The organism is Novosphingobium sp. TH158 (assembly GCF_002855555.1).
In the GTDB taxonomy this organism is placed as follows: Bacteria; Pseudomonadota; Alphaproteobacteria; order Sphingomonadales; family Sphingomonadaceae; genus Novosphingobium.
Genome location: NZ_PKRT01000001.1, coordinates 1,838,855 through 1,862,307, shown reverse-complemented (window position 1 = coordinate 1,862,307; position 23,453 = coordinate 1,838,855). Strand labels below are relative to the sequence as shown.

The 23,453-nt window shown below is 65.2% G+C and carries 23 protein-coding genes and 1 tRNA gene; 17 read left to right on the top strand and 7 right to left on the bottom strand.

Going from position 1 to position 23,453, the window contains the following annotated elements:
• The 5 genes from C0V78_RS09180 to C0V78_RS09160 all read left to right on the top strand — a co-directional run bounded on the left by C0V78_RS09180 (position 1) and on the right by C0V78_RS09160 (position 6,909).
• Positions 1 to 2,241: a hypothetical protein gene (locus tag C0V78_RS09180; protein WP_101797436.1), complete on the top strand. Its 2,241-nt coding sequence runs from the start codon at positions 1 to 3 to the stop codon at positions 2,239 to 2,241.
• Positions 2,242 to 2,343: 102 nt separating this feature from the next.
• Complete coding sequence (locus C0V78_RS09175; protein WP_101797435.1) at positions 2,344 to 3,543, top strand: glycosyltransferase; 1,200 nt, start codon at positions 2,344 to 2,346, stop codon at positions 3,541 to 3,543.
• A gap of 167 nt (positions 3,544 to 3,710) precedes the next feature.
• Positions 3,711 to 5,207, top strand: a complete 1,497-nt coding sequence (locus C0V78_RS09170) for an O-antigen polymerase (RefSeq protein WP_144039865.1) — start codon at positions 3,711 to 3,713, stop codon at positions 5,205 to 5,207.
• Entirely contained in the window at positions 5,204 to 6,334 is a 1,131-nt protein-coding gene (locus C0V78_RS09165; RefSeq protein ID WP_101797433.1) for a glycosyltransferase, read from the top strand. Before C0V78_RS09170 ends, C0V78_RS09165 begins: the two co-directional genes overlap by 4 nt.
• Entirely contained in the window at positions 6,331 to 6,909 is a 579-nt protein-coding gene (locus C0V78_RS09160) for a putative colanic acid biosynthesis acetyltransferase (RefSeq protein ID WP_101797432.1), read from the top strand. The genes C0V78_RS09165 and C0V78_RS09160 overlap by 4 nt, the downstream gene beginning before the upstream one ends.
• On the opposite strand, the gene C0V78_RS09155 is transcribed toward C0V78_RS09160, so the two are convergent.
• Positions 6,869 to 7,048: a DUF1289 domain-containing protein gene (locus C0V78_RS09155; protein WP_101797431.1), complete on the bottom strand. Its 180-nt coding sequence runs from the start codon at positions 7,046 to 7,048 to the stop codon at positions 6,869 to 6,871. The genes C0V78_RS09160 and C0V78_RS09155 overlap by 41 nt on opposite strands.
• 141 nt (positions 7,049 to 7,189) lie before the next feature.
• Between C0V78_RS09155 and C0V78_RS09150 the strand changes: the two genes are divergently transcribed.
• From C0V78_RS09150 to C0V78_RS09130, 5 genes are all read left to right on the top strand, one after another.
• The gene (locus tag C0V78_RS09150) at positions 7,190 to 8,440 is read left to right on the top strand and encodes an MFS transporter (RefSeq protein ID WP_254049873.1); all 1,251 of its coding nucleotides are present in this window, start codon (positions 7,190 to 7,192) and stop codon (positions 8,438 to 8,440) included.
• Positions 8,441 to 8,529: 89 nt separating this feature from the next.
• The gene (locus C0V78_RS09145) at positions 8,530 to 9,894 is read left to right on the top strand and encodes a hypothetical protein (RefSeq protein WP_101797429.1); all 1,365 of its coding nucleotides are present in this window, start codon (positions 8,530 to 8,532) and stop codon (positions 9,892 to 9,894) included.
• Positions 9,895 to 10,020: 126 nt separating this feature from the next.
• Complete coding sequence (locus C0V78_RS09140; RefSeq protein ID WP_101797428.1) at positions 10,021 to 11,376, top strand: M48 family metalloprotease; 1,356 nt, start codon at positions 10,021 to 10,023, stop codon at positions 11,374 to 11,376.
• A gap of 9 nt (positions 11,377 to 11,385) precedes the next feature.
• The gene (locus C0V78_RS09135; RefSeq protein WP_101797427.1) at positions 11,386 to 12,147 is read left to right on the top strand and encodes a DsbA family protein; all 762 of its coding nucleotides are present in this window, start codon (positions 11,386 to 11,388) and stop codon (positions 12,145 to 12,147) included.
• An 8-nt stretch (positions 12,148 to 12,155) separates the two neighbouring features.
• Complete coding sequence (locus C0V78_RS09130; protein WP_101797426.1) at positions 12,156 to 13,133, top strand: M48 family metallopeptidase; 978 nt, start codon at positions 12,156 to 12,158, stop codon at positions 13,131 to 13,133.
• Here the strand turns inward: C0V78_RS09130 and C0V78_RS09125 are convergent.
• A complete protein-coding gene (locus C0V78_RS09125) occupies positions 13,096 to 13,623 on the bottom strand; it encodes an HD domain-containing protein (RefSeq protein ID WP_101798287.1) in 528 nt (175 codons plus the stop codon). The genes C0V78_RS09130 and C0V78_RS09125 overlap by 38 nt on opposite strands.
• A 152-nt stretch (positions 13,624 to 13,775) precedes the next feature.
• Here C0V78_RS09125 and C0V78_RS09120 point away from each other — a divergent pair, with 152 nt between their 5' ends.
• A complete protein-coding gene (locus C0V78_RS09120; protein ID WP_101797425.1) occupies positions 13,776 to 14,279 on the top strand; it encodes a (2Fe-2S)-binding protein in 504 nt (167 codons plus the stop codon).
• On the opposite strand, the gene C0V78_RS09115 is transcribed toward C0V78_RS09120, so the two are convergent.
• Positions 14,276 to 16,381, bottom strand: a complete 2,106-nt coding sequence (locus C0V78_RS09115) for a TonB-dependent siderophore receptor (RefSeq protein ID WP_254049872.1) — start codon at positions 16,379 to 16,381, stop codon at positions 14,276 to 14,278. The two genes, C0V78_RS09120 and C0V78_RS09115, sit on opposite strands and share 4 nt — an antisense overlap.
• Positions 16,382 to 16,532: 151 nt before the next feature.
• Between C0V78_RS09115 and arsC the strand changes: the two genes are divergently transcribed.
• Positions 16,533 to 16,877, top strand: a complete 345-nt coding sequence (gene arsC, locus C0V78_RS09110) for an arsenate reductase (glutaredoxin) (protein WP_101797424.1) — start codon at positions 16,533 to 16,535, stop codon at positions 16,875 to 16,877.
• A gap of 105 nt (positions 16,878 to 16,982) precedes the next feature.
• Complete coding sequence (locus C0V78_RS09105; protein ID WP_101797423.1) at positions 16,983 to 17,624, top strand: class I SAM-dependent methyltransferase; 642 nt, start codon at positions 16,983 to 16,985, stop codon at positions 17,622 to 17,624.
• Here C0V78_RS09105 and C0V78_RS09100 read toward each other — a convergent pair whose 3' ends face one another.
• Positions 17,625 to 18,464 (bottom strand): glycerophosphoryl diester phosphodiesterase membrane domain-containing protein, encoded by an 840-nt coding sequence (locus C0V78_RS09100; RefSeq protein WP_101797422.1) that lies wholly within the window; start codon positions 18,462 to 18,464, stop codon positions 17,625 to 17,627. It abuts the gene before it with no gap.
• A 66-nt stretch (positions 18,465 to 18,530) separates the two neighbouring features.
• Here C0V78_RS09100 and lipB point away from each other — a divergent pair, with 66 nt between their 5' ends.
• From lipB to C0V78_RS09085, 3 genes are read left to right on the top strand one after another with little or no spacing between them, the layout of a single operon-like run.
• Positions 18,531 to 19,205: a lipoyl(octanoyl) transferase LipB gene (lipB, locus tag C0V78_RS09095; protein WP_101797421.1), complete on the top strand. Its 675-nt coding sequence runs from the start codon at positions 18,531 to 18,533 to the stop codon at positions 19,203 to 19,205.
• The gene (locus C0V78_RS09090) at positions 19,205 to 19,492 is read left to right on the top strand and encodes a hypothetical protein (RefSeq protein WP_101797420.1); all 288 of its coding nucleotides are present in this window, start codon (positions 19,205 to 19,207) and stop codon (positions 19,490 to 19,492) included. Before lipB ends, C0V78_RS09090 begins: the two co-directional genes overlap by 1 nt.
• 7 nt (positions 19,493 to 19,499) lie before the next feature.
• Complete coding sequence (locus C0V78_RS09085) at positions 19,500 to 20,390, top strand: DMT family transporter (RefSeq protein ID WP_254049871.1); 891 nt, start codon at positions 19,500 to 19,502, stop codon at positions 20,388 to 20,390.
• Here the strand turns inward: C0V78_RS09085 and C0V78_RS09080 are convergent, their stop codons facing one another.
• Together C0V78_RS09080 and C0V78_RS09075 are read right to left on the bottom strand one after the other, a co-directional pair.
• Positions 20,391 to 21,005, bottom strand: a complete 615-nt coding sequence (locus C0V78_RS09080; RefSeq protein WP_101797418.1) for an LON peptidase substrate-binding domain-containing protein — start codon at positions 21,003 to 21,005, stop codon at positions 20,391 to 20,393. It lies immediately after the preceding gene.
• Positions 21,006 to 21,011: 6 nt separating this feature from the next.
• Positions 21,012 to 21,911 (bottom strand): tetratricopeptide repeat protein, encoded by a 900-nt coding sequence (locus tag C0V78_RS09075; RefSeq protein ID WP_101797417.1) that lies wholly within the window; start codon positions 21,909 to 21,911, stop codon positions 21,012 to 21,014.
• A 187-nt stretch (positions 21,912 to 22,098) separates the two neighbouring features.
• Here C0V78_RS09075 and C0V78_RS09070 point away from each other — a divergent pair.
• A tRNA-Gly gene (locus C0V78_RS09070) sits at positions 22,099 to 22,173 on the top strand.
• A gap of 81 nt (positions 22,174 to 22,254) precedes the next feature.
• Here the strand turns inward: C0V78_RS09070 and C0V78_RS09065 are convergent.
• On the bottom strand, positions 22,255 to 23,409 hold the full coding sequence (locus tag C0V78_RS09065) for a sulfotransferase (protein ID WP_101797416.1): 1,155 nt from the start codon (positions 23,407 to 23,409) through the stop codon (positions 22,255 to 22,257).
• Positions 23,410 to 23,453: the final 44 nt, after the last annotated feature.

Here is a 23,453-nt window from a genome sequence, read left to right as displayed (position 1 = left end):
ATGGGGCTCGATATCATCGCCCGGGCTGCAGCGAATGCAGCCGCCTCGAACGCCGCTGCAGCGCAGGCTTCGGCCCTCGTCGCCCAATCCTCGGCCAGCACGGCGGCGAACAGTGCCGCGCTGGCCATGGCAACCGCCATGCCGGCAGACCTTTTCAGCAGCCTGCCCGGCAAGACCATCGACAGATCAATCACCATGATCGTCTCGAGCGGCTTTTCCGCGCCCGGAAAAGGCATCGGTCACTACATCAGCGACAGTCTGGCGACAGCCGCGCTGGCTGCGGCCCATCCCCGCTTCTGCAAGCAGACCGCCAACGGCCGCTATTTCCGCCTCGTGCCGGCAAGCCCGGACAAATCCATTTCGGTTGCCCAGGGCGGTGCCAGTGGGGGCGCCGGGATCAACGAGCAGCCCATCATCCAGGCAACGATCGACTATGCCTGCGCCACGGGATGCAAGTGGGTGGAATTCCCCGAGACCACGTACGAACTGTGGTGCCCGACCCGCACCTCGCACCCTTCTTCCGCCGCCAGAGACGGACACCCGATCGTCATCACGAGCACGGACGGCCTTGGCCTGCGCGGTTGCCGCGCCGGCACGAACCTGCTGCTGAAGAATTCGCAGGGCGGCAGCAAGAACACGATCACCCAGGTGGTCAATGGCATCAACTGGCAGGGCGGCGGCATCTTCATTCTGCCCAACGGCGTGTGGCCATCGGCAGGCGCATCGGTCGACTGGATCGCGATCGAGAACCTCTCGGTCGATGGCGGCGTCACCTTCAATCCCGCCGACCGCAGCAACGTGGTTCTTAACGACAAGGGGCTGCGGGTTCAGGATGTCATCTGCAATCGCCTGCACCTGCGCAATTGCACGTTCCGGAACTTTGCCGGAGAGATCTATTACGTGGGCGGCAGCACGATTGCCATGCAGATGCTGGAGAACGTCACGCTTGATGGCTCACCGCAATCGGCCCTGAACCCGTCTTCATCGGGCCGTTTCCTTGGCATCAACGTCCAGGCCGGCAATTCCTACCAGGCCTGCGAAGTTCTGGGTGCCCAGAACTTCACGATGATCGGCGGGCGTCTCTATGACTGCTACTCCAGTTCGCTGGGCGGCGGACCGGATGGCAGCATTCCGCAAGGCTATCCGTTCACCTATTCCACCCGCGTCAACAACCGTCGCCCGCCCTGGGTGCAACTGATCGGCACGCGGATCGAGGGCTTTACCGACTCGATCTACCTGGGATCCTGGATTCACGGTTCGATCGTCACGGTTGACTGCACGGTGACGCTCAATCCCGGGGTCGGTGCGCTGAAGGACATCCACCTGAACATCGAGGCCTGGGCCGACCAGCGCAGCGCATTCCCCGCCGTACAGATCAATGGTCCGCCCACGCTGACCACCCAGATCAATGGCGGGCCGGCCGGGGCCTATGTCGTGCCGCCGAGCAATATCCGGGTGAACGTCCAGGCCCGGCGCACGCAGCTGGCGCAGGCGAACAACCGCTACATCTCGGCCGGCGTTCACTGCATGCCGGGGCTTTACGACAAGAACACCGTTGCCTTCACCGTCAGCGGCGAAACGAACCTGGCCTTCTCGGTTTCCCCCAACCCGCCGGCCGGCTTTGCCCTGCCGCGCATCGACATCGGCACTTACCGGTCCACCGGACAGCCCTATGGCGGGGCATACGATTATCCCGCAGCGGACAAGGTCTACGATGTCTCCTGGGCGGCAATGGTGCTTTTCCCGGCGGCGGGAACGTGGAACATCACGCTTAATTCGACCTACGGCTATGCGGATGGGCAGAAGGTCCTGTTCTACCATGGCGACCCGGCGCCGGGTAAGGTCGTGAACTTCCCCGCTGCCGGTGCAGGGCTGAAACTGCAGCGCGATCGCAAGCTTTATGCCGCCGGCGATTTCCTTGAGCTGAGATACGACGCCGTGCTCTCGCGCTGGGTCGAGGAGCGCTATGTCACGGCTACCCGGCAAGTGTTCTCGGGTTCCGCAACCTATGATGCGCCGGAACTGGCGGCGGGTGCAACCGCTTCCACGACCGTCACCGTGACAGGCGCAGCCCTGGGTGACGCGGTAACGGCTGTGACGCTGGATACCAATGCGGGCGGCCTTATCGTCACCGGCTATGTGTCCGCGGCCAACACGGTCACCGTCGTGCTCTACAATCCGACGGCGGCTGCTGTGAACCTGCCCTCGGCAAATCTCTCGGTCCAGGTGCAGAAACGATAAGTCGGGGGGTGGTGGCGGCTCGGGCAGGTTGCCCCGGCCGCCGCCACCCTGCCACCGGCGCGCGCTTGCATGGCCTGCCCCCGTGTCGCATAGACCCCCGCGATGCATAAGGACAATTCCCCGGAACTCCCGACAGTTGCGCTCGTCTGGGCACAGTTCGCCGCTTATCACGTCGACCGATGCGAGGCCGTGGCGCGGCGGCTCAAGGGCAAGGCCAATGTGCTCGCGCTGGAGGTGGCCACGACCTCGCTCCATTACGCGTGGGAGCCATCGGGAGACGTTGCCGGTGCGCAAAAGGTAACCCTTTTTCCCGGCCAGTCGTACAATGCGGTTCCACTCCATCGCAGGTTCATGGCGACGTTCCGCGCGCTGCGCCGGTGCGATTGGGTGATGATCGGCCTTTCCTATGCCGAACCCTTGATGATCGTCCTTGCCTGGACCCTCAGGCTCTGCGGCGTCAAGGTCGTGGTCTTCAGCGAATCCAAGGAAGATGACAAACCGCGCCGCCGCTTTGTCGAAATGGGCAAGCGGATCGTGCTCGGCGCCTATTGCGGCGCGATCGTCGGCGCCACGCGCCACATCGCCTATTTCCGCCAGCTGGGTTTTCGCCGCCGGCCGGTATTGCCCGGCTACGATACCGTCAGTGTCAATCGGCTGCGGGAGCAGGCCGGCGGCGTCCATGCGCCCGACGGGGCCCCCTTCGACCAGCGCCCGTTCGTTTTTGTCGGCCGCTTCGTCGGCAAGAAGAACCTGCTCAACATGATCGAGGCCTTCGCCCTCTACGCCAAGGAGGAAGGCAGCAGGGCCCGCAAGCTCATTCTCGCCGGATCGGGTGAGGACGAGGAACAGATGCGCGCATTGATCGAGCGGCACGAAATCGCAAACCTCGTGACCTTTACCGGTTTCCTGACAGCGCCGCAGGTTTCGCGGCTGCTGCCCGATGCGCTTTGCCTGGTCCTCGTCAGCCGGGAAGAACAATGGGGTCTCGTCGTCAACGAGGCCCTGGCGCTGGGCCTGCCCGCGATTGTTTCGCACCAGGTCGGTTCGCGCGATGCGCTGGTCAGGCATGGCCGGAACGGTGCCGTGGTGAATTCCGAAGATCCGGCCGAGATTGCCGCGGCCATGCGCTGGCTCGGGCAGGACGAACAGGTCTGGCGCGAACAGGTTGCGCATTCGCATGCGCGCGCATGGATGGGCGATACCGAGCGGCTTGCCGATGCGGTTGCCGCCATGACCGGGCTTGTCGATGACGAGCCGGCCGTGGCGGCGGCCCGTTTCGCACGCGCCATTGGTGAGGACTGAGCGTAACCGGCCGCGAAGCTCTTGGCCTGCGGCGAAACCCGCAAGCGTTTCGGGAAGCGGAGAGTTGCGGGTGATACTGCCGGCCAACTTAACAAGGGTTGGCGAAAGTGCCGCCAGATGGCTATGAATTGAGCGGGGACGGCAGTCGATCCTGACCGGAGACAGGGATGTACGAATTAGCGCTGGGATTCGGGTTCATCATGAGCCTGTCGATCCTCGTCTTTTTCGTGCGTCACCAGGCGTTCAGCCTTTTCCATCCGCTCACCCTCTATTCGGCCTTTCACTTCCTGATTTTCGTGATCAGGCCGATCCTCGCCGTCCTGCTTGAGTACAATTCGGTCTATCGCGGCTATGGCTTCATGCCCACGCTGTGGGACAAGACCACGGTGATCCTAGCGGCGAACCTTGGCTTTGCCTCGTTTGCGTTTTTCTGCCTGCGCTCCGGCAACGTGCCGGTCAGCTTCCGGGCCGATCGCCTGACCCTGGAGGAACGCAAGCGTCTGACGCAGCTGTTCGTCTGGGTGCTGGCGATCTGTGGCCCGATTGCGGTCTATTCGCTGGCACGAAACTTCTCCGGGCAGCTTTATGAAGGGATCGTGCTGGATCGCGGCACGGGCACGATGATCAATACAAAGTCCAACGGGTATCTCACCGATGCCCAGTTGATGCTCGCACCGATGTGCGCGGTGATCGCCTGGCTGGGGCGTTTCCGTCTGGTGTCGCTGCTGCCGATGATCACCTTTGTCATCATGCGCGGCTCAATGGGCGGGCGCGGGCCGTTTGTTGCCGCACTCGTGATGCTGCTTCTCTTCTACCTTTACGAAAAGCGCATTCGCTATCCGGCCCTTCGGTTGGCGCTGGCGGGAGCCGCGGTTGCAGCTTTGTTCAACTGGATTGGCGAAGACCGCGGCGAATCGCTGCGTGAAGTAATTGGCCTCCAGCAGGCAGAGGAGGTTTTCGTCGATGGCGAAGATCATGCCAAGTTCATGGAGACCATGGACCTCGCCAACATGGAGTTCTTCGAATATATCGTATGGGTCGTTCCGCAGCGGTCCGGCACTTACGATTACTTCCTCAACAACCTGCAGATCTTCACCGAACCGGTGCCCCGCGTGCTGTGGCCCGGCAAGCCCATCGGCGCGCCGATCATGCGGGTTCGCCTCTGGGAATATGGTTCGCCCATCGGGATGACCAGTTCGCTGCCGGGCATGGGCTGGCTCAGCATGGGGTGGCTTGGCGTGATTATCTGGTGCGGCCTGTGGGGCCACGTCCTCGGCTATGTCTACCGGCGCTACTGGGAAAGCGATCAGTCGACGATCAAGACCGCGGCCTACATGATCTTCATCGCCTCACTTGTCCTGGCCTATCGCGATGGATCGCTGCTCACGATGGTCAAGCAGACCGGGGTTTACATGGCGCCCATGCTCGTCTGGCTGATGGTTGCACGGTATTTCCGCGTGCCGCGCCTTGCCGACCTGCGGCAATGGGCCACGATGAAGGCGCGTCAGCGCAGACGGCAAATGCCCGATGGCCCCGAAGCCGATCCGATCGCTCCTGTATCGCCCGCGGTGCCCGCCGCCCCCGCCGGGCCAGACCTGCCACCCGCCGTGCGCCGCCGCAGGCTGGCGCTTGCCGGTCGCGCCCGCAACCCGGTTGGCGGATGAAGGGGCCGCTTCATGGCCGGACCATCGGACTGCTGACCGCCTCGGCATCGCGGCAGGGCGGGGGTGTGTTCGAAGCGGTCGTGGCGCAGGCCAGGCTGATCGAAAGCCTTGGCGGCAGGCCGCGAGTCTTCGCGCTCGAAGACGGCGACACTGAGCGTGATCGTGACCGTTTCGGCGCGGTGCAGGTCGAAGCCCTGCCTGTTTGGGGGCCCCGCCAGATCGGCTTCGCGCCGGGCCTGGTCGAACGCCTGATCGCTGCCGATCTCGATCTGCTGCACCTTCACGGCATCTGGATGTACCCATCGCGGGCGGGCTCTGTTTGGGCGATCGCGAGCGGAAAGCCTTATATCGTTTCGCCGCATGGCATGCTCGACCCCTGGATCACCGCTCGCGGGCGCTGGAAAAAGGCGCTCGCGCGTGCGGGGTACGAACGGAATTCATGGTCGCGTGCCTGGGCCTTGCATGGGCTGACCGAGGCCGAGGCGGGCGACATCGCGCGCGAAGCTGGCCGCCAGGACGTGCTGATCATCCCCAATGCCGGCCCGCCAGCCGGCGATCACCCCGGCGAATTGCCGCCGCCGGTCGTGGCCTATCTCGGGCGTATCCATGCCAAGAAGAACCTCGTTGCATTGGTCGAAGGCTGGAGCAGGGCCAGCAAGCCGGCAGGTGCCCGTTTGCGGATCGGTGGCTGGGGCGACGACGCGGATGTTGCCGCGCTGCAATCGGCCATTGCCGCAAGTGACGGTAGCATCGAATTCCTCGGCGCCCTGTTCGGGGACGACAAGCGGGCGCTGATCGAAGGCGCGCGCTTCATGGTCCTGCCCTCGCACAGCGAAGGCTTGCCGATGGCCATGCTGGAGGCATGGGCGGCAGGTCGGCCAACGATCATGACCACCCAGTGCAACCTGCCCGAAGGCTTCGCGGCTGGAGCGGCGCTGGACAGCGGCTTCGATCCTGCCGCCATTGCCCGCGCGGTGGAAACGGCATTGGCGCTTGATGCCGCACAGTGGCGCAACATGGCAGAGGCGGCCCTTCGCCTTGCCGCGGGCCCCTTTTCGGAACAGGCGGTTGCCGCGCGGTGGGGCGCAGCTTATGCCGGCGCGCTTGCCGGGGGGACGCCGCGATGACCTTGCTCGATGCCAGCCAGACCAAGCCGCTCGAAGGCGGACCCAGCTTCTCGCTCGGCAACCGGCTGGCACGCATTGCCTGGATGGCGGCATGGCTGGTGCTCGCGCGCTTCACCCCGCCACCGCTGCACGGCTGGCGGCGGCTCGTGCTGCGGATGTTCGGTGCCAGGGTTGGCAAGGGTGCGCGGGTCCACGCCTCGGTCGCGATCTGGTGGCCCGGCAATCTCGAGCTTGGCGAGTACGCCCTCGTCGGTCCCGGCGCGCGCATTTACAATCAGGGCCACATCGCGATCGGTGCGCGCAGCGTGATTTCGCAGCGCGCGCACCTGTGTGCCTCGACGCACGATATCCACGATCCGGATTTCCAGCTGGTCTTCCGGCCCATTGCGATCGGCAAGCAGTGCTGGGTTGCGGCGGAAGCCTTCGTCGGCCCTGGCGTAACGATGGGAGACCGGGCCGTGCTCGGCGCACGGGGCGTGCTGTTCGAGGATGCCGAGGCAGATGGCGTCTATTCCGGCAACCCGGCGCGGCTGATCAAGCAGCGGAACCTGCGCCCCGGCCGGCAAGCTGGCTGATCACGGCCCGCTTTTGCGTGGCCGAAAGCATCGGCCAGTCGGCAATTTCATCCAGCGTGCGCTTGCACCCTTCGCACCAGCCGGTGGTCCGATCGATGCGGCAGATGGAAATGCAAGGGCTTGGCGGATGGTGTCGCATTTGCTGAAGTTCAAGCACAGGTGCTGCAATGCGGCAAGGCGGCGGCAGGCCGATAGCCCCGGAATGGTCGCAATCGCTCCTCCGGCTTGACCGGGCGGGTTGCGGGCTTCATCGCAGGGTCGTGGCGGATCGGACAGGACATTGAGCGGCTGGCGGGCATCGCTGATGGCAACGGGCGGCACGCTCGCTCCCTTCCGGCATAGCGCCTTCCGGGCGATCTGGACGGCCAACCTGTTTTCCGCGATCGGCTCTTCGGTCCAGTCGGTCGGCGCGGCCTGGCTGATGACAGACCTTACCGGTTCGCACCGGCTCGTGGCCATGGTGCAAAGCTCGGTAACCCTGCCGATCATGGCACTGGGGCTGGTTGCCGGTGCCATTGCCGACAATTTCGACCGGCGGCGGGTCATGCTCGCCGCCCAGATCGCCATGCTGCTCGCCTCTGCAGTGCTGGCCGCCATGACCTTCGAAGGCATGATCGGGCCGACCGCCCTGCTGGTGCTGACGCTCGCGCTAGGTTGCGGTACGGCGCTCAATTCTCCGGCCTGGCAGGCCTCGGTCCGGGTGCAGGTCGGGCCGGAAGACCTGCCGCAGGCCATCTCGCTAAACACCATTGCCTTCAACCTTGCCCGCTCGATCGGGCCGGCGGTGGGCGGGCTGCTGATCTCCCTGTCGAACATTGCCGCCGCCTTTGCGCTCAACTCGGTCAGCTTCATCGCAATGATCTGGGTGCTGTGGCGCTGGCGGCCGGAAGCGCCGACCCCCGCGCGCCAGCCGATACTGCCCTCGATCCGCGCGGGGTTGCAGTTCTGCTTCACATCGTCTCCGCTGCGCAAGGTGCTGCTGCGCGGGTTCGTGATCGGCTTCGGCATTGCGGGATACCAGGCGCTGATCCCCGTCGTGGTGCGCGAAAGGCTGCATGGCAGCGAGTTCGATTTCGGGGTGAACCTATGCGCCTTCGGCCTTGGATCGATCCTTGTATCGCTGGTGCTGCCGCAACTGCGACGGCGTTATGGAACCGAGCGCGTGGTTGCCATGGGCACTTTCGGATTTGCCTTGCCGCTTGCCGTGCTGCCGCTGCTCGATCACGTCTGGCAGGCCCTGCCGCTGGCCTTCTCGGCCGGGATAGGCTGGGCGGCCTGCCTCACCACCCTGAACGTCGCCATGCAGTTCCGCTCGCCGGATGCGATCCTGGGGCGCTGCCTTTCGACCTATTCGGCGGTCACCTTCGGCGGCATGGCGCTGGGGGCCTGGGGCTGGGGCACCCTGGCCGACCTGCTGAGCCTTTCGACGGCGCTGTTCCTGGCCGCGGGCTGGCTCCTGTTGGTGCTGGTCGCATTCCCTTTCCTGGCGCCGCTGCCCAAGCCGCATGAAGGGCGCATCGAGGCCGGCTGAACAAAGTCGCGCCAAAACCCGCACAACTTAACGTTTAATCAACCACGATGCGCCAGAACACCTTCCGTCAGATACGGGGGTTTTACGCAATGGACAGCTTGCGCGGGGATTTCGGCGGCCATTCCGGCCACGGTGATTCCTATGATCCGGCTGAGGACGAGATCGGCCACGATGCGCCCCCGGCGGTCATCGGCACCGACGAGCGCCGCTTGCAGGTGCGGGCCTACAACCACTGGGCAAGCCTGCTGCAGGACCGGACGTTTCCGGTCATTGCCGACCTTGCCACGGGCAGCCTGCCCGACTTCGATCCCTTCAGCGTCCTGCTCGATTTCTCCAAAGGGCTGGAAGATCCGGCCATCCGGTATCTGGGATCGGCCCTGGCCGACGAATGCGGCGCCACTGCCGCAGATATCCGCACCCTTTCCGATGTGCCCAGCCGTTCGCTGCTGTCGCGCATCACCGATCACTACATGCAGATCCACGCCAACCAGGCGCCGATCGGATTCGAGGCCGAATTCGTCAACACGCTGGGCCGCACAATCCTTTATCGCGGCATCCTGCTGCCCTTCTCGGGCGGTCTCGACAGCAATGGCATCGACCTGATCTACGGCGTGATCAACTGGAAGGAACTGGCCGACCAGCAGACCACCGAAGCGCTGCTGGCAGAGATCGACCGCGCACTCGAACCGCGCACGCACCGCGAGGCGGACCAGCTGACCGACTGGGCCGATGGCCCGGCAGACTTCGGCCATGGCGACGTGCTTGAGCTTACCGTTCCCTATCACGACGATAGCGAGCCTTCGATTGATTGGCCGGAGCCGGTCTTCGGCAGCGATGCCGGGGGCGATGACCAGTCGCTGGCCGATTGCCTTGCGGCTGCGCGCGAGCTGGCGCAGGCGGCGCAGGGATCCGAAGACCGCAGCCGGCAGGCGCTCTATGCCGCCATCGGCCGGGCCTGGGACTTTGCCCTGGCCGCGCAGGAACAGCCGGAAGACTTCCGCGAACTGCTGGAAGATGCCGGCCTCACCATGCAGGAGCGCGCACCCTTCACGCCGATCGTCAAGCTGGTCTTCGGCGCGGACTACGACAAGACGCGCCTTACCGAATATGCCTCTGCCATGTCCCACGCCCAGCGCCAGGGGATCGGCAGGGGCGGGCTCGCCGCCTTCCTTTCGCAGGCTCCCGGCGGCCTTAAGGGCGTGGTCCAGGCCGAACGCCGCCTGCGCCGCGAAGAAAGCGGCAAAGCCGGCACGCGCCGCGATTCCCCGCGCGAGGCACTGGTCCGCCGGCTGCGCGAGATCGCGCCGCAGCCGTTGGGCGCGATCACCGGAGACGGCGATGAATTCGCTCTCGTCCTCGTGCGCCGCATGACCGACGGGCAGGTGCTGCTGGTAGGCGAGGTGGCCGATGACGAGCCGCTGTTCGAACGTGCGGCCAAGCGGCTGGTCGGCTGACCCGAGAGCAGGTTTCGACATTTTGAATGCGAGCGGGGCGCCGTGTCCGGTTTCGGACATGGCGCCTTGCGCAATTGCGCGCTACTTAAGCCCCGGTTCATCGGATCGAGGCTTCAACACGCAGCCATGCGCTGGCTTTCCCGTATCTTCACGGCCTTCATAGCCGCCCTGCTTTGCGTGCAGACCGCCGCCGCGCAATCGATCCTGCGCGATGCCGAGACCGAGGCGCTGTTCCGCGACATGGCACGGCCGCTGGTGGTCGCCGCCGGGCTCGATCCGAACAACGTCGATATCGTCCTGATCAACGATCCCTCGATCAACGCTTTCGTCGTCGCCGGGCAGGCGGTCTATATCCACTCTGGCCTGATCAACGCGTCCGACAGCGCCAACCAGGTGCAGGGCGTGATCGCGCACGAGCTGGGCCATATCACCGGTGGCCACGTGATCCGCGGCAGCGAAGGGGCAAAGGAAGCCAGCGGCATCAGCCTGCTTTCGCTGCTGCTGGGCGTTGCGGCGGCGGCAGCCGGCGGCGGGGAAGCGGCGATGGGCGTGATCATGGCCGGGCAGCAGCTGGCGCTTGGCAAGTACCTCGCCTTTTCGCGGGCACAAGAAAGTTCGGCGGATGCGGCGGGCGCGCAATACCTGTCGAAAGCCGGGATCACCGGTCGGGGCTCGATCGAATTCTTCAAGAAGCTGGCCAACCAGGCCTATCGTGCCGGTTACAGCCAGAAAGACCTGGCCGACTTCATGAGCACACACCCGCTGGAAAGCGATCGTATTTCCAACTTGCAGGGTACTTACGAGAAGGATCCGGCCTGGAACACGCCGTCCGATCCGGCGCTGGAGGCGCGTTTCAAGCGGATCAAGGCCAAGCTGTTCGGCTACCTCGCCAAGCCGCAGCAGACCATCGCGGCTTATCCGCTGACCGACAATTCGGTGCCGGCGCGCTATGCCCGGGCCTATGCCTGGCACAAGGACGCCTTCCTCGACAAGGCGACGGCGGAAACCGATTCCCTGCTCAAGCAATCGCCGGATGATCCCTATTTCCTCGAGCTCAAGGGCCAGATCCTGCTTGAATCGGGGAGGCCGGCCGACGCCTTGGGCTATCTGCGGCGCGCGACCGAAATCACCGCCAACCAGCCGCTGATCGCCACGACATTCGGCCATGCGCTGGTCGCCACGGAGGATCCGAAGAACCTTGCCGAGGCACAGCGCGTGCTCAAGGCAGCGGTGGCGCGCGATCGCGAGAATCCCTACGCCTGGTACCAGCTCGGCGTGGTCTATGCGGCCAATGGCGATACCCCGCGCGCGCAGCTTGCCAGTGCCGAACAGCAGGTAATGACGCTGCGCTATCCCGAGGCCCTGCGCAATGCCGAGGCGGCAGAGGCCAGCCTGCCCCGGGGCTCGGCCGACTGGTTGCGCGCACAGGATATTGCCATGCAGGCGCGCGCTGCGATTGAACGCGGCCGCAAGCGCCGCTAGGCCCGCTTCATGACCCAAGCCGACACCACGCCCCGCCGCCGCCCCACATGGGCCATTGCCCTGGCCTGCATCGTGCTGGGGCTTGCCCTCGGCTGGGGCTGGCAGCAGTGGCGGTCCTCGGTCGATCCGGCGGCCGGCCTTTCCGGCACCGATCGCGCGGCGATCGAAAAGGTTGTTCACGATTACCTGATCGCCAATCCCGAAGTCCTGCCCAAGGCGATGGAAGCGCTGCAGAAGAAGGAAAACGCCAGCGCGCTTTCCGGCATCCGGGGCGATGTGGAAAAGGCTTGGCCGGGGCAGGTTCTGGGCAATCCGAATGGCAAGGTGACCTTGGTGGAGTTCACCGATTTCGGCTGCACCTATTGCCGCCAGAGCGTTGCCGATGTGGAAGAACTGGTTCGCTCCAACCCGGACCTGAAGGTGGTGATCCGCCAGCTGCCCATCCTTTCGCCCGAAAGCGCCGATGCCGCCAAGATGGGCATGGCTGCGGCGGAGCAGGGCAAGTATGCCGCGTTCCACCACGCCATGTTCGCTGCCGGCAAGCCCGATGCCCGCACGATCCAGGCCGCTGCACAGGCTGCCGGGCTGGACATGGCGCGCGCGCAGAAGGTTCTGGCCGATCCGCGCGTCGAAGCCGAACTTGCCCGCAATATCGAACTGGCCCGCCAGCTCGGCTTCAACGGTACGCCCAGCTGGGTTGTCGGCAATGCGCTGCTTTCCGGCGCGGTCGGGCGTGAGCGGCTGGAAGCGGCGATCAAGGACGCCAGCTGATCCAGCCCATGCGCGGCATCGCACTATCGCTTGCGCTGCTCGCCGCACCGGTCCTCGCCGCACCGGTCCTCGCCGCAGAGCCTTCCCCCGGACTGGTGGCCGCTTTTCGGGCGCTGCAGGCGGACGACGCGCAGATCAACGCCATCGGCTATCGCCTCGCCGCCGCCAATGCGCCGTTCTGTGCCGACGTGCGCGGGGCATCGGGCCTGCTGCTGCTGGATGCGGCGGCCTATCACGTTCCGGCAAACATCCGTTCGGCCATGCGGCTGACCGGCGATTTTGCCGTCCAGGCCGTGGCGCCGAGGTCGCCTGCCGCCCGGGCGGGTATCCTCGCCGGTGAGGAACTGCAGGCAGTTGATGGCAAACCGCCGGCAGTCATTGCCGATGGCATCTCTCCCGAAGCGCAGGTCCGCCTCAACTTCCTGCACGACGAGATCGAGGCTGCCCTGTCCGCGGGACGGGAACTGACGCTGCGGCTGGGCGGGCGGACGGTTACGCTTTCGGGTGCACCTGCCTGCCACGCCCATTTCGAACTGGCGACCAGCGGCAAGGGGGCCGAGGCCGGGGCGAATGTCGTGGTGATGAGCCGCGCCCTGCTTTCCGAGACTCGCAGCGACGATGAGGCAGCTTTTGTCCTGGCGCACGAACTGGCGCATGTCGTGCTCGATCATCAGGCACGGCGGCGCGCAGCGGGCCGCGCGCGCGCGGTGATTGCCGAGACCGAGCGCGAGGCGGACCGGCTGGCGGCATGGCTCATGGCCAATGCCGGCTATGATCCCTCGGTGGCACCGGGCTTCCTCCGGCGGCGCGGCGGCGGGCTGGCGGACCTGTTTCCCGGCCCGCACCATGATCGCGCCGAAACACGGGCAAGGCGGGTCGAGCAGGAACTGGGCGAGTTACGCAATGCCATGCCGCAAGCATCGGGCCTGCGAGACTGGCGCGCGCGGTTCACTCCGCCTGCGACATTGCCGAATAGATCCCGTTGATCGGGCGGGCCATGACCCGGCGCAGCATGGGTTCGAAGAATTCCAGCGGCGCGGTGTCATAGGCCGGATCGAAGGCAGCCTGATCGTATTTCTCGCAGAATTCCGCACAGGCTTCGAAATGGGGATGACCGCGAAAGCGGTCGCGCACATTGCGGTCCCAGCCCAGGTGATGGAAGAAGTAATATCCCTGGAAGGCCCCGTGCTGTTCGCAGATCCAGTGCAGCTCTTGCGAAACGAAAGGCCGGATCATGGCGGCGGCGATATCGGGGTGATTGTAGGTTCCCAGCGTATCGCCGATATCGTGCAGCAGCGCCATGATGACATAGCCCTCGTCCCGCCCGTCGCGGTGCGCGCGGGTGGCGGTTTGCAGGCAGTGTTGCAGCCGGTCGATGGGGAAGCCGCCATGGTCTCCATCCAGCAGCTTCAGGTGGGCAATCACCCGGTCTGGCAGCCCCGCGCCGAACCGGATCATCTCGCGCGCGATGATCATCCAGTCGGCCTGGGTGCCTTCGGTAAGCGCAGTGAACTGCGCGCGCTCCTCTGCCGTATCCACCTCGGCTCTCCCGTTTCCAGACAGGCTAGCGCCTGCCTGCGCGCTGACAAGCTTCCCCTTGGGGAAGGGAGCGTATAGGCATTGGTTCCATGACCAGCCTGACCGTGAACGGCAATCCGCTTGCTTTCGAGATGGACCCGCAGACCCCGCTGCTTTGGGCGCTGCGCGACGGCGCGAACCTGACCGGGGCGAAATATGCCTGCGGCGAGGGAACCTGCGGTGCCTGCAACGTGCTGGTCGATGGCCAGGTCGTTGCCGCTTGCACGCTTTCGCTGGCCGAAGCGGAAGGCCGCAGCGTGACGACGATCGAGGGGCTTTCCAGCGATGCATCGCACCCGATGCAGCAGGCCTTGCTGCTGGAAGGGGCAATCCAGTGCGGCTTCTGTACACCGGGCATCGTCATGGCCGGGGTCGCGCTGCTGGCCCGCAACGCCGATCCTGGCGAGGCGGAGATCCGCGCGGCGCTGACCAACCTGTGTCCCTGTGGCACCTATCCGCGGCTGGTGCGCGCCGTGCAGCGGGCCGGACGCATTGCGCGCGGGGTGGAGCCGGCCCCGCAGATCGGCCCCGTCCCCGCGCTCAAGTCGCTTTAGAACTTCACCCGCGCGGTCAGGCGCGCGTTCAGCGGCTTGCCGGTCGAGATGTTGTTGTCCGTATGGGCCGAGGGGAAATAGTCCTCGTCGGTCAGGTTCTCGACATTCAGCTGCAATTGGAGCGCATCGTTGACCTTGTAGAACACCGCCGCATCGATGCGGGTGAAAGCGGGCAGGTTAACGGCATTGCTGATGGTGGCGAACGAGCTGGACTGGTGGATCAGCCCCAGTCCCAGGCCAAGCTTCGGTGTCACGTCATAGCGCGTCCAGGCCGAGAACTGGTGGCGCGGGAGCTGTGCCAGGGTGCGTCCAGCCGGAGCCGCGGTGGTGGTGGCGCGAATCTCGCCTTCCTGCAGGGCATAGCCCAGGGTCAGCTGGAAATCGCGCGTGACCTGCCCGATCAGCGCCGCCTCGAAACCGGTGGCGCGGCTCTTGCCGGTCAGCACCGTGTTGCCGTTCACCGGATCGGTGGCGCGGGTGTTCAGGCGATCAAGCCGATAGGCAGCCGCGGTGAAAGCCAGGCTGGGGGTAATGTCCCACTTCACCCCGGCTTCGAGGTTGCGGAACTCTTCCGGTGCCAGCGTCGCGGTCGTCGCGTCGAGCACGGAGAACTGGTCGCCCGACTGCGGCAGGAAGCTGATCGCGTAGCTGGCGTACAGCGAGACATTGCCCTGCGGCTTGAGGATCAGGCCCACGCGGGGCGACCACTTGCCGTCCGTGCGTTCGGCGGCAAAGTTGTTGATGCGGTTGACCGTGGCGATGCGGAAATCGTCATAGCGCAGGCCGGCGACGACCTGGACGTGATCGCCGATCTCGATCTGGTTCTGGATATAGGCGGAAAGCGAACGTACGTCCGAATGCGTGGAGCGCGGATTGCCGCCGAAGGCGATCGCCGGCAGGGCCAGCGGGCGGGTGATGGCCACGGTCGTGTTGGCAGTGCCGCCGACACCGAATTTCGCATCGGTGCGCCCGTTATCGGTCGTCTGGTCGATGGCTTCGAAGCCGATCAGCACCTTGTGACGCAGCGGCCCGGTTTCGAACTTGCCCAGCAGGTTGCCCTGCACGACCAGGTTCTCGCGGTCGGTCCAGCTTTCGTAGCCTTCCACCGTCACCGTGGTCGCCGTGGCGCTGCGCGGATAGATATTGGCGTAATACTTGTCGTAATTGGCGTACTGGAACTGCAGGTTGGCGCTGAAGGCGTCGGAGAATTCGTGGTCCAGCCGGGCGCGGGCGATATGTGCTTCGACCGTGCTGCGGTTGATTGCCGGATCGCCGAAGAAGGTATCGTCCTGTCCGGTGATCGGCGCCCCCGAAAGCGAAGGAACACCGCGATCGGTCACCCGGTCGTCATCGGCGAATTCGTAGGACAGCAGGGCCTGCGTGCGATCGCCCAGACGGAAGCCGATTTCCGGCGTCACACCGGTGAAGTGGCCCTTGTAGGCATCGCGGTGGTTGTTAAATTCCTCATGCGTGGCGTTGAGCCGCACGGCGACCGTATCGGACAGCGGCTGGCCAAGATCGGCGGCAATCGTCCATGCGCCGAAGCTGTCGACCCCGGCGGAGGCCTTGCGGATCGTCTCGTTGTATTCGGGTACCTTGGACACGCGATTGATCACGCCGCCGCCACCGCCGCGACCGAAGATCATGGCGTTGGCGCCTTTGAGCACTTCGACGCGCTCGACATTGTAGAGCGGGCGATAGTACTGGGCATCGTCGCGCAGGCCGTCGAGGAAGAAGTCGGCCGTCGAATTCTGGCCGCGCAGCGTCACCTGGTCGCGATGGCCTTCGCCCTGGCCCAGAACCACGCCCGGGACATAGCGCAGCGCCTCGCCAAGCTGTTCGAGGCCCTGATCGTCGAGCTGTTCGCGGCTGAGCACGGTGACCGACTGCGGCACGTCGATCAGCGGCGTGTCGGTCTTGGTGGCGGTAGGGGTCTTCTTGATGTCGTAGCCTTCGGGGCGACCGTAGACGATGATCGAGGGGCCTTCCTCGCCAGCGCCTTCCGCTGCCTCTTCAGCCATGGCCGGATGCGCGGCCGCAAGGGCGGCAATCGCGCAGGTGAGGCGCAGGATGGCTGGCGAAAGCTTGGAAGGAGATGACATGTAGAAGTCCTTAATGAGAATTATTCGCAATAACGAGAGTGCCGCTAATGCGAATCGTTCTCATTGACAAGGATCAAATTGCGGCCCTTGCGACGAACCGCTAGGGCAATCGTCACGGCGATAGCCGGGCATCAGGAACATTGAGGACACGATGAAGGCGACCATCTGGCACAACCCGAATTGCGGAACTTCGCGCAAGACGCTGGCGATCCTGGAAGAAAGCCCGGGGGTTGAGGTGACGGTCGTCGAATACCTCAAGAACGCGCCGAGCGCGGAAAAGCTTGCCCAGCTCTATCGCGATGCCGGCATCAGTCCGCAGCAGGGCCTGCGCCTGCGCGGAACCGATGCAGAAGACCGCGGCCTGCCGCAGGCCAGCGACGAAGAGGTGCTTGCCGCCATGGCCAGCCAGCCGGCGCTTATCGAACGGCCGCTCGTCGAAACCGAAAAGGGTGTGCGGCTGTGCCGCCCGCAGGAAAAGGTTCGCGAAATCCTCTGACCGCGTGCGCTGTCGGCACAGGTGGTCCCAATTGGCTTGCCAAGCAGGGGCAAATTTGCAAACGCCGCCTGAACCTATGCATTTGTCCGTGGACGTCTTTTCCCTATGACCAGCTCCGAGCTAGCCCGCGAAGCCTGGCCGCGCAGGATCATGCGCCGTCTTTCGCGGATGATGGGCCCCAAGGGCGTATTCCTGGAAGGGTTCATCGAGCATCCGGTGATGGTCGGCTCGATCATCCCTTCGTCGCGCTTCACCATCGCCAAGATGCTGGCCCCGGTGAAATGGGACGAGTGCAAGGTCTTTGTCGAATACGGCCCCGGCGTCGGTACCTTCTGCCGCCCGGTGCTCAACCGGCTGCGGCGCGATGGCCAGCTGATCGTGATCGATACCAACCCGCTTTACATCGATTACCTGCGCGCAACGATCACGGACAGCCGCTTTTCCGCGGTGCTTGGATCGGCCGCCGACGTCGAGGAAATCGTCCGCGCGCATGGGCGCGATCATGCCGATTACGTGCTGTCCGGCCTCCCGTTCTCGACCCTGCCCGATGGCGTCGGACCTGCCATCGCCGCCGCGACCCATCGTGTGCTGCGCCCGGGCGGGGCGTTCCTGGTCTATCAGTTCTCCGCCAAGGCGCGGGACTTCATGGCCCGCCACTTCAATCGCATCGACTCAAGCTTCGAGCTGTTCAATATCCTGCCCTGCAAGCTGTTCTGGGGCTGGAAGGATACCGCGGCCGACGCCTGATCAGGCGAAGGTATCGCTGACGTCGCTGTCGAACCGGCCCGAAAGCTGGCGGTGAACCGCTGCCAGCACGGCGCACAGCAGCACGGCCACCACGGCCCCGATGGCTCCCGAAACAACGCCGGTCAGGACCAGCGCCGCCTTGCTTGCCGCGCCGCCCGCCAAGCCGGCGATGGCGCCGACAAAGACCATGGCGATCACGGCGATCACCAGGTAGCCGATGAACAGCAGCAGGTAGAAGCCGAGCAGGCGGCCCGTATTGCCGTGCGTCAGCCGCCATGAGCGCGAGAGCGCCGAGAAGGGGTTGCGCTCACCTTCGACCACGACGACCGGCAGGGTCAGCGACAGCTTCACCGCGACGAAAGTCATGGCGACAAGGATCCCGGCCACCATCAGAACCGCACCTGCCGCGCCTAGCGCCGCCGAAAGAATGGCCCCGACAATGGCCACCAGCATCACCGCCACCATCATGATGACATAGCCGATCAGCGAGGCGCCGATCACCGTCGGCAAGAATCCGGCGCTGCGGCCAATGGCCTCGCCCACGGTGGGGCGGCTGCGGTCGGTCAACAGGGTCAGCACGGCAAGGTAGCCCACCAGCTGCACAACGAAGGCGATCAGGCTGATGCCCACGATCTTGCCCATGTCGGCTTCGATGATGCGGTCCAGCACGTCCTGGTTGCCCAGGTTCGCCATCATCATCGCCTGCGTCTCACCCAGGAACAGCGAGGAGGCGACGGCGGGGATGAGGAAGAACACGCCCGCGACCGGCAGCAGGATCGAACGGCTCGCGCTGGCAGCGGCAGCGGCTTCCTGCCAGGCGCGGTTGCTGTCGAATTGCATGGTTCCCCCTTGGTGCGGTGTATTGGCCCCTTGATAACCACGGCAAAGCCCGGCAGGCAACCGCGCATGGTCGAAGGTCTTCCCCCCGGGATCGAATGGCGCGTGGAAAGCGAGCGCGTTCCCTATCGCGTCGCGCTTGACGAGATGACATCGCGCAACGCGGCGATTGCCGCCGGCGAGGCGCAGGAACTGGTCTGGCTGCTGGAACATCCGCCAGTCTATACCGCCGGCACCAGCGCGGCTTCTGCCGAACTGCTCGACCCGCGTTTCGAGGTTGTCGAAGCCGGACGCGGCGGGCGGTACACGTATCATGGCCCGGGCCAGCGGGTCGGCTACGTCCTGCTGGACCTGCGCAAGCGCGCCCGCGATGCGCGCGGTTTCGTCCATGCGCTTGAAGGCTGGGTGATCGACACGCTCGCCGATTTCGACGTCAAGGCATGGCGCGTGCCGGGCCGCATCGGCATCTGGACGCGGGACATCGATGGATCGGAAGCCAAGATCGGCGCGATCGGCGTGCGCATCCGCAAATGGGTGACGATGCACGGCTTTGCCGTGAACCTTTCACCCGACCTTGCCCATTTCGGCGGCATCGTGCCCTGCGGCATCGGCGATGCCGGTGTCACCAGTCTCGAACGCCTGGGCCCCCCCCTTGCCATCGAGGACTGGGATCGGGCATTGCTGGCCCGTGCCGGCGAATTCCTTGACCGGCTGAACGTGCCCTGCCTGCCGGAAGGATCGTGATGACCAAGCCGCACCTGCTCATCGCCGCGCTGATCGGCCTTGCCGCGCTGGCCGGCTGTGGCGACAAGAAGCCTGCCGCACAGGCCCAGGCCGGCGGCGAAATCCTCCCCGGTTCGGTGAGCGATGCCATGCTCCCGCTCGATACCGCCACTTCGCAGCCACCGCTTGCGCCTAAGGTCGAAAAGTCGGCGACCAAGCCGGGTGACGAACCGGCCGAGGAAGGCGCCGCGGCAGAGGCCCCGGCAGAACCACCCGCCGCACCCGATGCGGCACCGGCAGGCGAATAGGCCGGCCTTGACCAGCGGTCCCGCCGGAACTGCGCCCGGGTCCGGCTGGGCCTGGCGCCACCTGCTTGCCCTGCTGGGTGCCAATGCCGCGCTCGCGCTCGGGCCGTGGTGGGTGCGCATGGCAGACAGCGGGCCCGTTTCCGCCGGTTTCTGGCGCGTACTGCTGCCGATCCCGCTGCTTTTCCTGTTCGCGCGGGCCAGCGGACAAGGCGTAACCCAATTCCCCCGCCGCACGTTCATCATGGTCATCGCTGCGGGCCTGTTCTTCGGGCTGGACCTGGCATCGTGGCATATCGGCATCGGCATGACCCGGCTGGGCAATGCCACGCTGTTCGGCAATGCCGGCAGCCTGATCGTAATGATCTGGGGGCTTGTCGCGCTGCAGCGCCGGCCCCGGACTGCCGAGGTCGTGGCGATCCTCGCCGCGATGGCCGGGGCGGCGATCCTGTTCGGCCGCAGCCTCGACATTTCGGCACGCACCTTCGCGGGCGATCTGTTCAGCCTGTTTGCGGGGCTGTGCTATGCCTTCTACCTGATACCCTTGCAGAAGGCGCGGGCGAGCCTGGGCAACTGGGCGCTGCTCGCCTGGTCCAGCCTTGCCAGCGCACCGCTGCTGCTGGCCATCGCGCTGCTGCTGGGCGAGCCGGTCTGGCCGCAGACATGGTGGCCGGTTCTGGGGCTGGCCGTGACCAGCCAGGTGATCGGGCAGGGGCTGCTGGTCTATTCTCTGCGCCACTTCCGGCCACTGGTGATCGGGCTGATGCTGCTTACCCAGCCGGTGATCGGCGTGCTCGCCGGCTGGCTGGCCTTCAACGAGGCGGTGGGTATCCTCGACCTGCTGGGCATGGCGCTGGTTGCCGCCGCACTGGTGATCGCGCGGGCCAGCGAACGCGGCTGACTATTGCAGCGTGGCGCGATCCTCGTCCGAATCGCGCCTGCCGTAGAATTGCATCAGTTGCACCAGCAGTTCGCAGCGCGCGGAGATCCCGTCCGTTTCCAGTAACGCCTGCTTCGATGCGGGATCGAACGGCGCGATCTGGGCAACGCCGTTGATCAGCGAGACGTCGTCAAGTCGCGCAACCGATTCCCAGTCAACGCTATAGCCCTGCGCATCGGCAAAGCGCCGTGCCTCGCGTTCGAAGCTGGCGCGCTCGATCGCGGCAAGCGCTTCGTATTCCGGCTCGTCGATCAGTTCGCCTTCGACCTGACGGAACGGCGTGGTCACGTCGAGTTCGCGCAGCAGGCGGAACCGTGATTCGCCCTGGAGGACCAGGTTGAACCGGCCGTCCTCCAATGCCTCGACCTCGTCGATCTTGCCGAGGCAGCCGATGGCGAACAGCGGCGCCCCTTCCTCGCTCCGTTGCGGCTGGATCATGCCGATCCGCCGATCCCGTGCGAGGGCATCCTTTACCATGGCGCGATAGCGCGGCTCGAAAATGTGCAGCGGCAGTTGCAGCCCCGGATAGAGAACCGCGCCGGGCAAGGGAAAGATCGAGATGCGCTTTGCCGCCATCGCGCGTCAGCCGAACAGCACCGTCGAAAGCTTGCGGCGGGTGGCGGCGACCCAGGGATCCTCAAGCCCGATGGCCTCGAAGATCTGCAGCAGCTTGGTCCGCGCGGCGCCCTCGTTCCATTCGCGGTCTGCGGCCACCATGGCCAGCAGCGTATCGGCGGCGGCATCGCGCTGCCCTGCGGCAAAGGCGGCGCTGGCCCAGGCGAACTGCTTGTCCATATCGGCCGGCGATTCGGCGGCAGCGGCGCGCAGCGTGGCCAGCTCGCTGTCTTCAGGGCGATCTGCGGCGAGCTCCACCGCAGCCTTTGCCTGGGCGAGCGCCGGATCGGCAGCGACCGCCGGATCAAGAGCGGCCATCACGGCGCGCGCCTCGTCCACCTGTCCCGCCAGGGCCAGGGCGCGAATCAGGCCCGCATGGGCGGGAACCGAATCGGGCGCGATCTCGACGATCTGGGAAAAGATGCCGACCGCCCGTTCGCCATCGCCGGTGGCCAGGATATCCTCGCCCATGGCGATCAGCGGGGCAATGTCCTGTTCGGGGGCGCCGCCGGGCTGGATTGGCAGCTTGGCAAGCAGCTGGTCCAGCATGCCCTTCAATTGCGATTCGCTGCGTGCGTTGGTCAGGTCGGCAACCGGCTGGCCCTGGAAAATGGCGTAGACGGTAGGGATCGAGCGGACCTGGAACTGGCTGGCGATGAACTTTTCCTCATCGACATTGACCTTGGCCAGCACCACGCCCCTGTCTGCATATTCGGCGCAGACCTTTTCCAGCAGCGGCGCCAGCGCCTTGCACGGCCCGCACCATTCCGCCCAGAAATCGAGCACGACCAGCGAGGTCATCGAGGGTTCGACCACGGCCTTGCGGAACCGGTCTACGGCCTTCTGTTCCTCGATGTTCAGTCCCATGCTCGCCACGCGCAAACTCCTTTTCATTTTCCGCTTCTATGTGGGCCCTGCCACGGAATTGTGAAGCCCGCAAAGCGCGCGAAACCGATGGATTGCATTTTCCATGAAGAATCCCCTTGGCAAGGGCAAAACCCGATGCTAACCGCGCGCCTCACCCGGACGGTCCAGACCGTTCCAAGGCGCCAGAGCGGGCGTAGCTCAGGGGTAGAGCACAACCTTGCCAAGGTTGGGGTCGAGGGTTCGAATCCCTTCGCCCGCTCCAGTTTCCAAATCAGATCAATTGTCCAACGCGCCTTTTCGGCGCGTTTTGTTTTGCGTGGGGTCGTTAGCGCGCCCGCCCCGGTCAGACGCCGAAACGATCCCGGTAAAAGCCGAAGCGAGCGCGAAGGGTCTGCTTGTCCAGCCCGTAGTCTGCCGGATCGATGGTGCGCGATCCATGCTTGTCGCGCGGGGTTTCTGCTCGCCACCGCTCCATCCCGGCGCGCGCTTCCGGCGTGAAGTCCTCGCCGAGCCAGCGATAGAGGGATTCGATCGACGGCCAGGGGTCTGTCTGGAACTCGGCGAATTTCACGTCGAAGAAGCGGTGGTCATGGCCACCTTCGCGGAAGGCGATGACCCGCTTCATGCCCTCTTCGCAATATTCGATGTTGATCGCGCCCAGCCAGGCCATGTCCACCGAATCGGTGAACGGCTTGGTATATTCATAATAGAGATCGGCGACCGAGGTGATGACATCTGCCGGATCGCGGTGAGTCATCCAGAAGCGCGCATCGGGGAACACGGTATCGAGGTCATCGATCCACAGGATGTGGCTGGGGTTCTTCAGCCGCCAGTGGGTGTGCGGGCCAAGGTCCGAAGGACAGCGCCATTGCAGCAGCTTGAGCACGCGCCTGACCCAGCGGTAGGTGCTCTTGAGGTCGGCTTCGAAGTGCAGCCACTGCACATAGCTTTTCACTTGGTGCATGGCCTGGAAGATCTGCGCCTTGAAATCCATGCCCATCAGCAGCTGGCATTCGGTTGGCGAAGTGGCCGTGCTGGGCAGCATCTGCTTGGCGCGTGGAAAGCGCTCGTTGCGCACTTTCATCGATGCTTCGGCCAGGGCGATGCGGGGGTCACTGGCATAGGTCGCCTTTTCGGGTGGCGGGCAGACCTGCATCGGCTCCCACGTGCGAAGCGTGCGCACGTGCGGGTCTTCGCCCAGCATGCAGGAGAATGCGGTCGAGCCGGTGCGCGGCAGGCCAAGGCCGATCAGCGGCGCGACGATCTGCTCGTCATCGATTTCCGGGTGCCGGGCGTACCACGATTCCACTTCAAGCCGCTGCCTCAGCAGGTCGACGACCATGCCATCGAAGACGGCCGCGCCCATGGCGGTGTGACGGGCGTCGCGTTCGGCCGAATGGACCAGCCGTTCCAGCCCTTCCTGCCAGCCGTCCGGGCCGAAATGGTCGCTGCCGGCAGCCTGCTTTGCCCGTTCGATCAGGCCTTCGATGCGGTTCACTGTCGCTCTCCCGACTTGTCGTTGCCGCCTGCATAGCGCAAGCT

What these genes read in the sequence shown, in the direction of transcription:
- C0V78_RS09090 (WP_101797420.1), top strand. Translation starts at nt 19,205, where the DNA reads ATGACCAAGCCGCACCTGCTCATCGCCGCGCTGATCGGCCTTGCCGCG.
- C0V78_RS09115 (WP_254049872.1), bottom strand. Translation starts at nt 16,381, where the DNA reads ATGTCATCTCCTTCCAAGCTTTCGCCAGCCATCCTGCGCCTCACCTGC.
- C0V78_RS09075 (WP_101797417.1), bottom strand. Translation starts at nt 21,911, where the DNA reads ATGGGACTGAACATCGAGGAACAGAAGGCCGTAGACCGGTTCCGCAAG.
- C0V78_RS09170 (WP_144039865.1), top strand. Translation starts at nt 3,711, where the DNA reads ATGTACGAATTAGCGCTGGGATTCGGGTTCATCATGAGCCTGTCGATC.
- C0V78_RS09135 (WP_101797427.1), top strand. Translation starts at nt 11,386, where the DNA reads ATGACCCAAGCCGACACCACGCCCCGCCGCCGCCCCACATGGGCCATT.
- C0V78_RS09140 (WP_101797428.1), top strand. Translation starts at nt 10,021, where the DNA reads ATGCGCTGGCTTTCCCGTATCTTCACGGCCTTCATAGCCGCCCTGCTT.
- C0V78_RS09105 (WP_101797423.1), top strand. Translation starts at nt 16,983, where the DNA reads ATGACCAGCTCCGAGCTAGCCCGCGAAGCCTGGCCGCGCAGGATCATG.
- C0V78_RS09180 (WP_101797436.1), top strand. Translation starts at nt 1, where the DNA reads ATGGGGCTCGATATCATCGCCCGGGCTGCAGCGAATGCAGCCGCCTCG.
- C0V78_RS09100 (WP_101797422.1), bottom strand. Translation starts at nt 18,464, where the DNA reads ATGCAATTCGACAGCAACCGCGCCTGGCAGGAAGCCGCTGCCGCTGCC.
- C0V78_RS09155 (WP_101797431.1), bottom strand. Translation starts at nt 7,048, where the DNA reads ATGCGACACCATCCGCCAAGCCCTTGCATTTCCATCTGCCGCATCGAT.
- lipB (WP_101797421.1), top strand. Translation starts at nt 18,531, where the DNA reads ATGGTCGAAGGTCTTCCCCCCGGGATCGAATGGCGCGTGGAAAGCGAG.
- C0V78_RS09130 (WP_101797426.1), top strand. Translation starts at nt 12,156, where the DNA reads ATGCGCGGCATCGCACTATCGCTTGCGCTGCTCGCCGCACCGGTCCTC.
- C0V78_RS09160 (WP_101797432.1), top strand. Translation starts at nt 6,331, where the DNA reads ATGACCTTGCTCGATGCCAGCCAGACCAAGCCGCTCGAAGGCGGACCC.
- C0V78_RS09165 (WP_101797433.1), top strand. Translation starts at nt 5,204, where the DNA reads ATGAAGGGGCCGCTTCATGGCCGGACCATCGGACTGCTGACCGCCTCG.
- C0V78_RS09145 (WP_101797429.1), top strand. Translation starts at nt 8,530, where the DNA reads ATGGACAGCTTGCGCGGGGATTTCGGCGGCCATTCCGGCCACGGTGAT.
- C0V78_RS09080 (WP_101797418.1), bottom strand. Translation starts at nt 21,005, where the DNA reads ATGGCGGCAAAGCGCATCTCGATCTTTCCCTTGCCCGGCGCGGTTCTC.
- C0V78_RS09125 (WP_101798287.1), bottom strand. Translation starts at nt 13,623, where the DNA reads ATGATCATCGCGCGCGAGATGATCCGGTTCGGCGCGGGGCTGCCAGAC.
- C0V78_RS09175 (WP_101797435.1), top strand. Translation starts at nt 2,344, where the DNA reads ATGCATAAGGACAATTCCCCGGAACTCCCGACAGTTGCGCTCGTCTGG.
- C0V78_RS09120 (WP_101797425.1), top strand. Translation starts at nt 13,776, where the DNA reads ATGACCAGCCTGACCGTGAACGGCAATCCGCTTGCTTTCGAGATGGAC.
- arsC (WP_101797424.1), top strand. Translation starts at nt 16,533, where the DNA reads ATGAAGGCGACCATCTGGCACAACCCGAATTGCGGAACTTCGCGCAAG.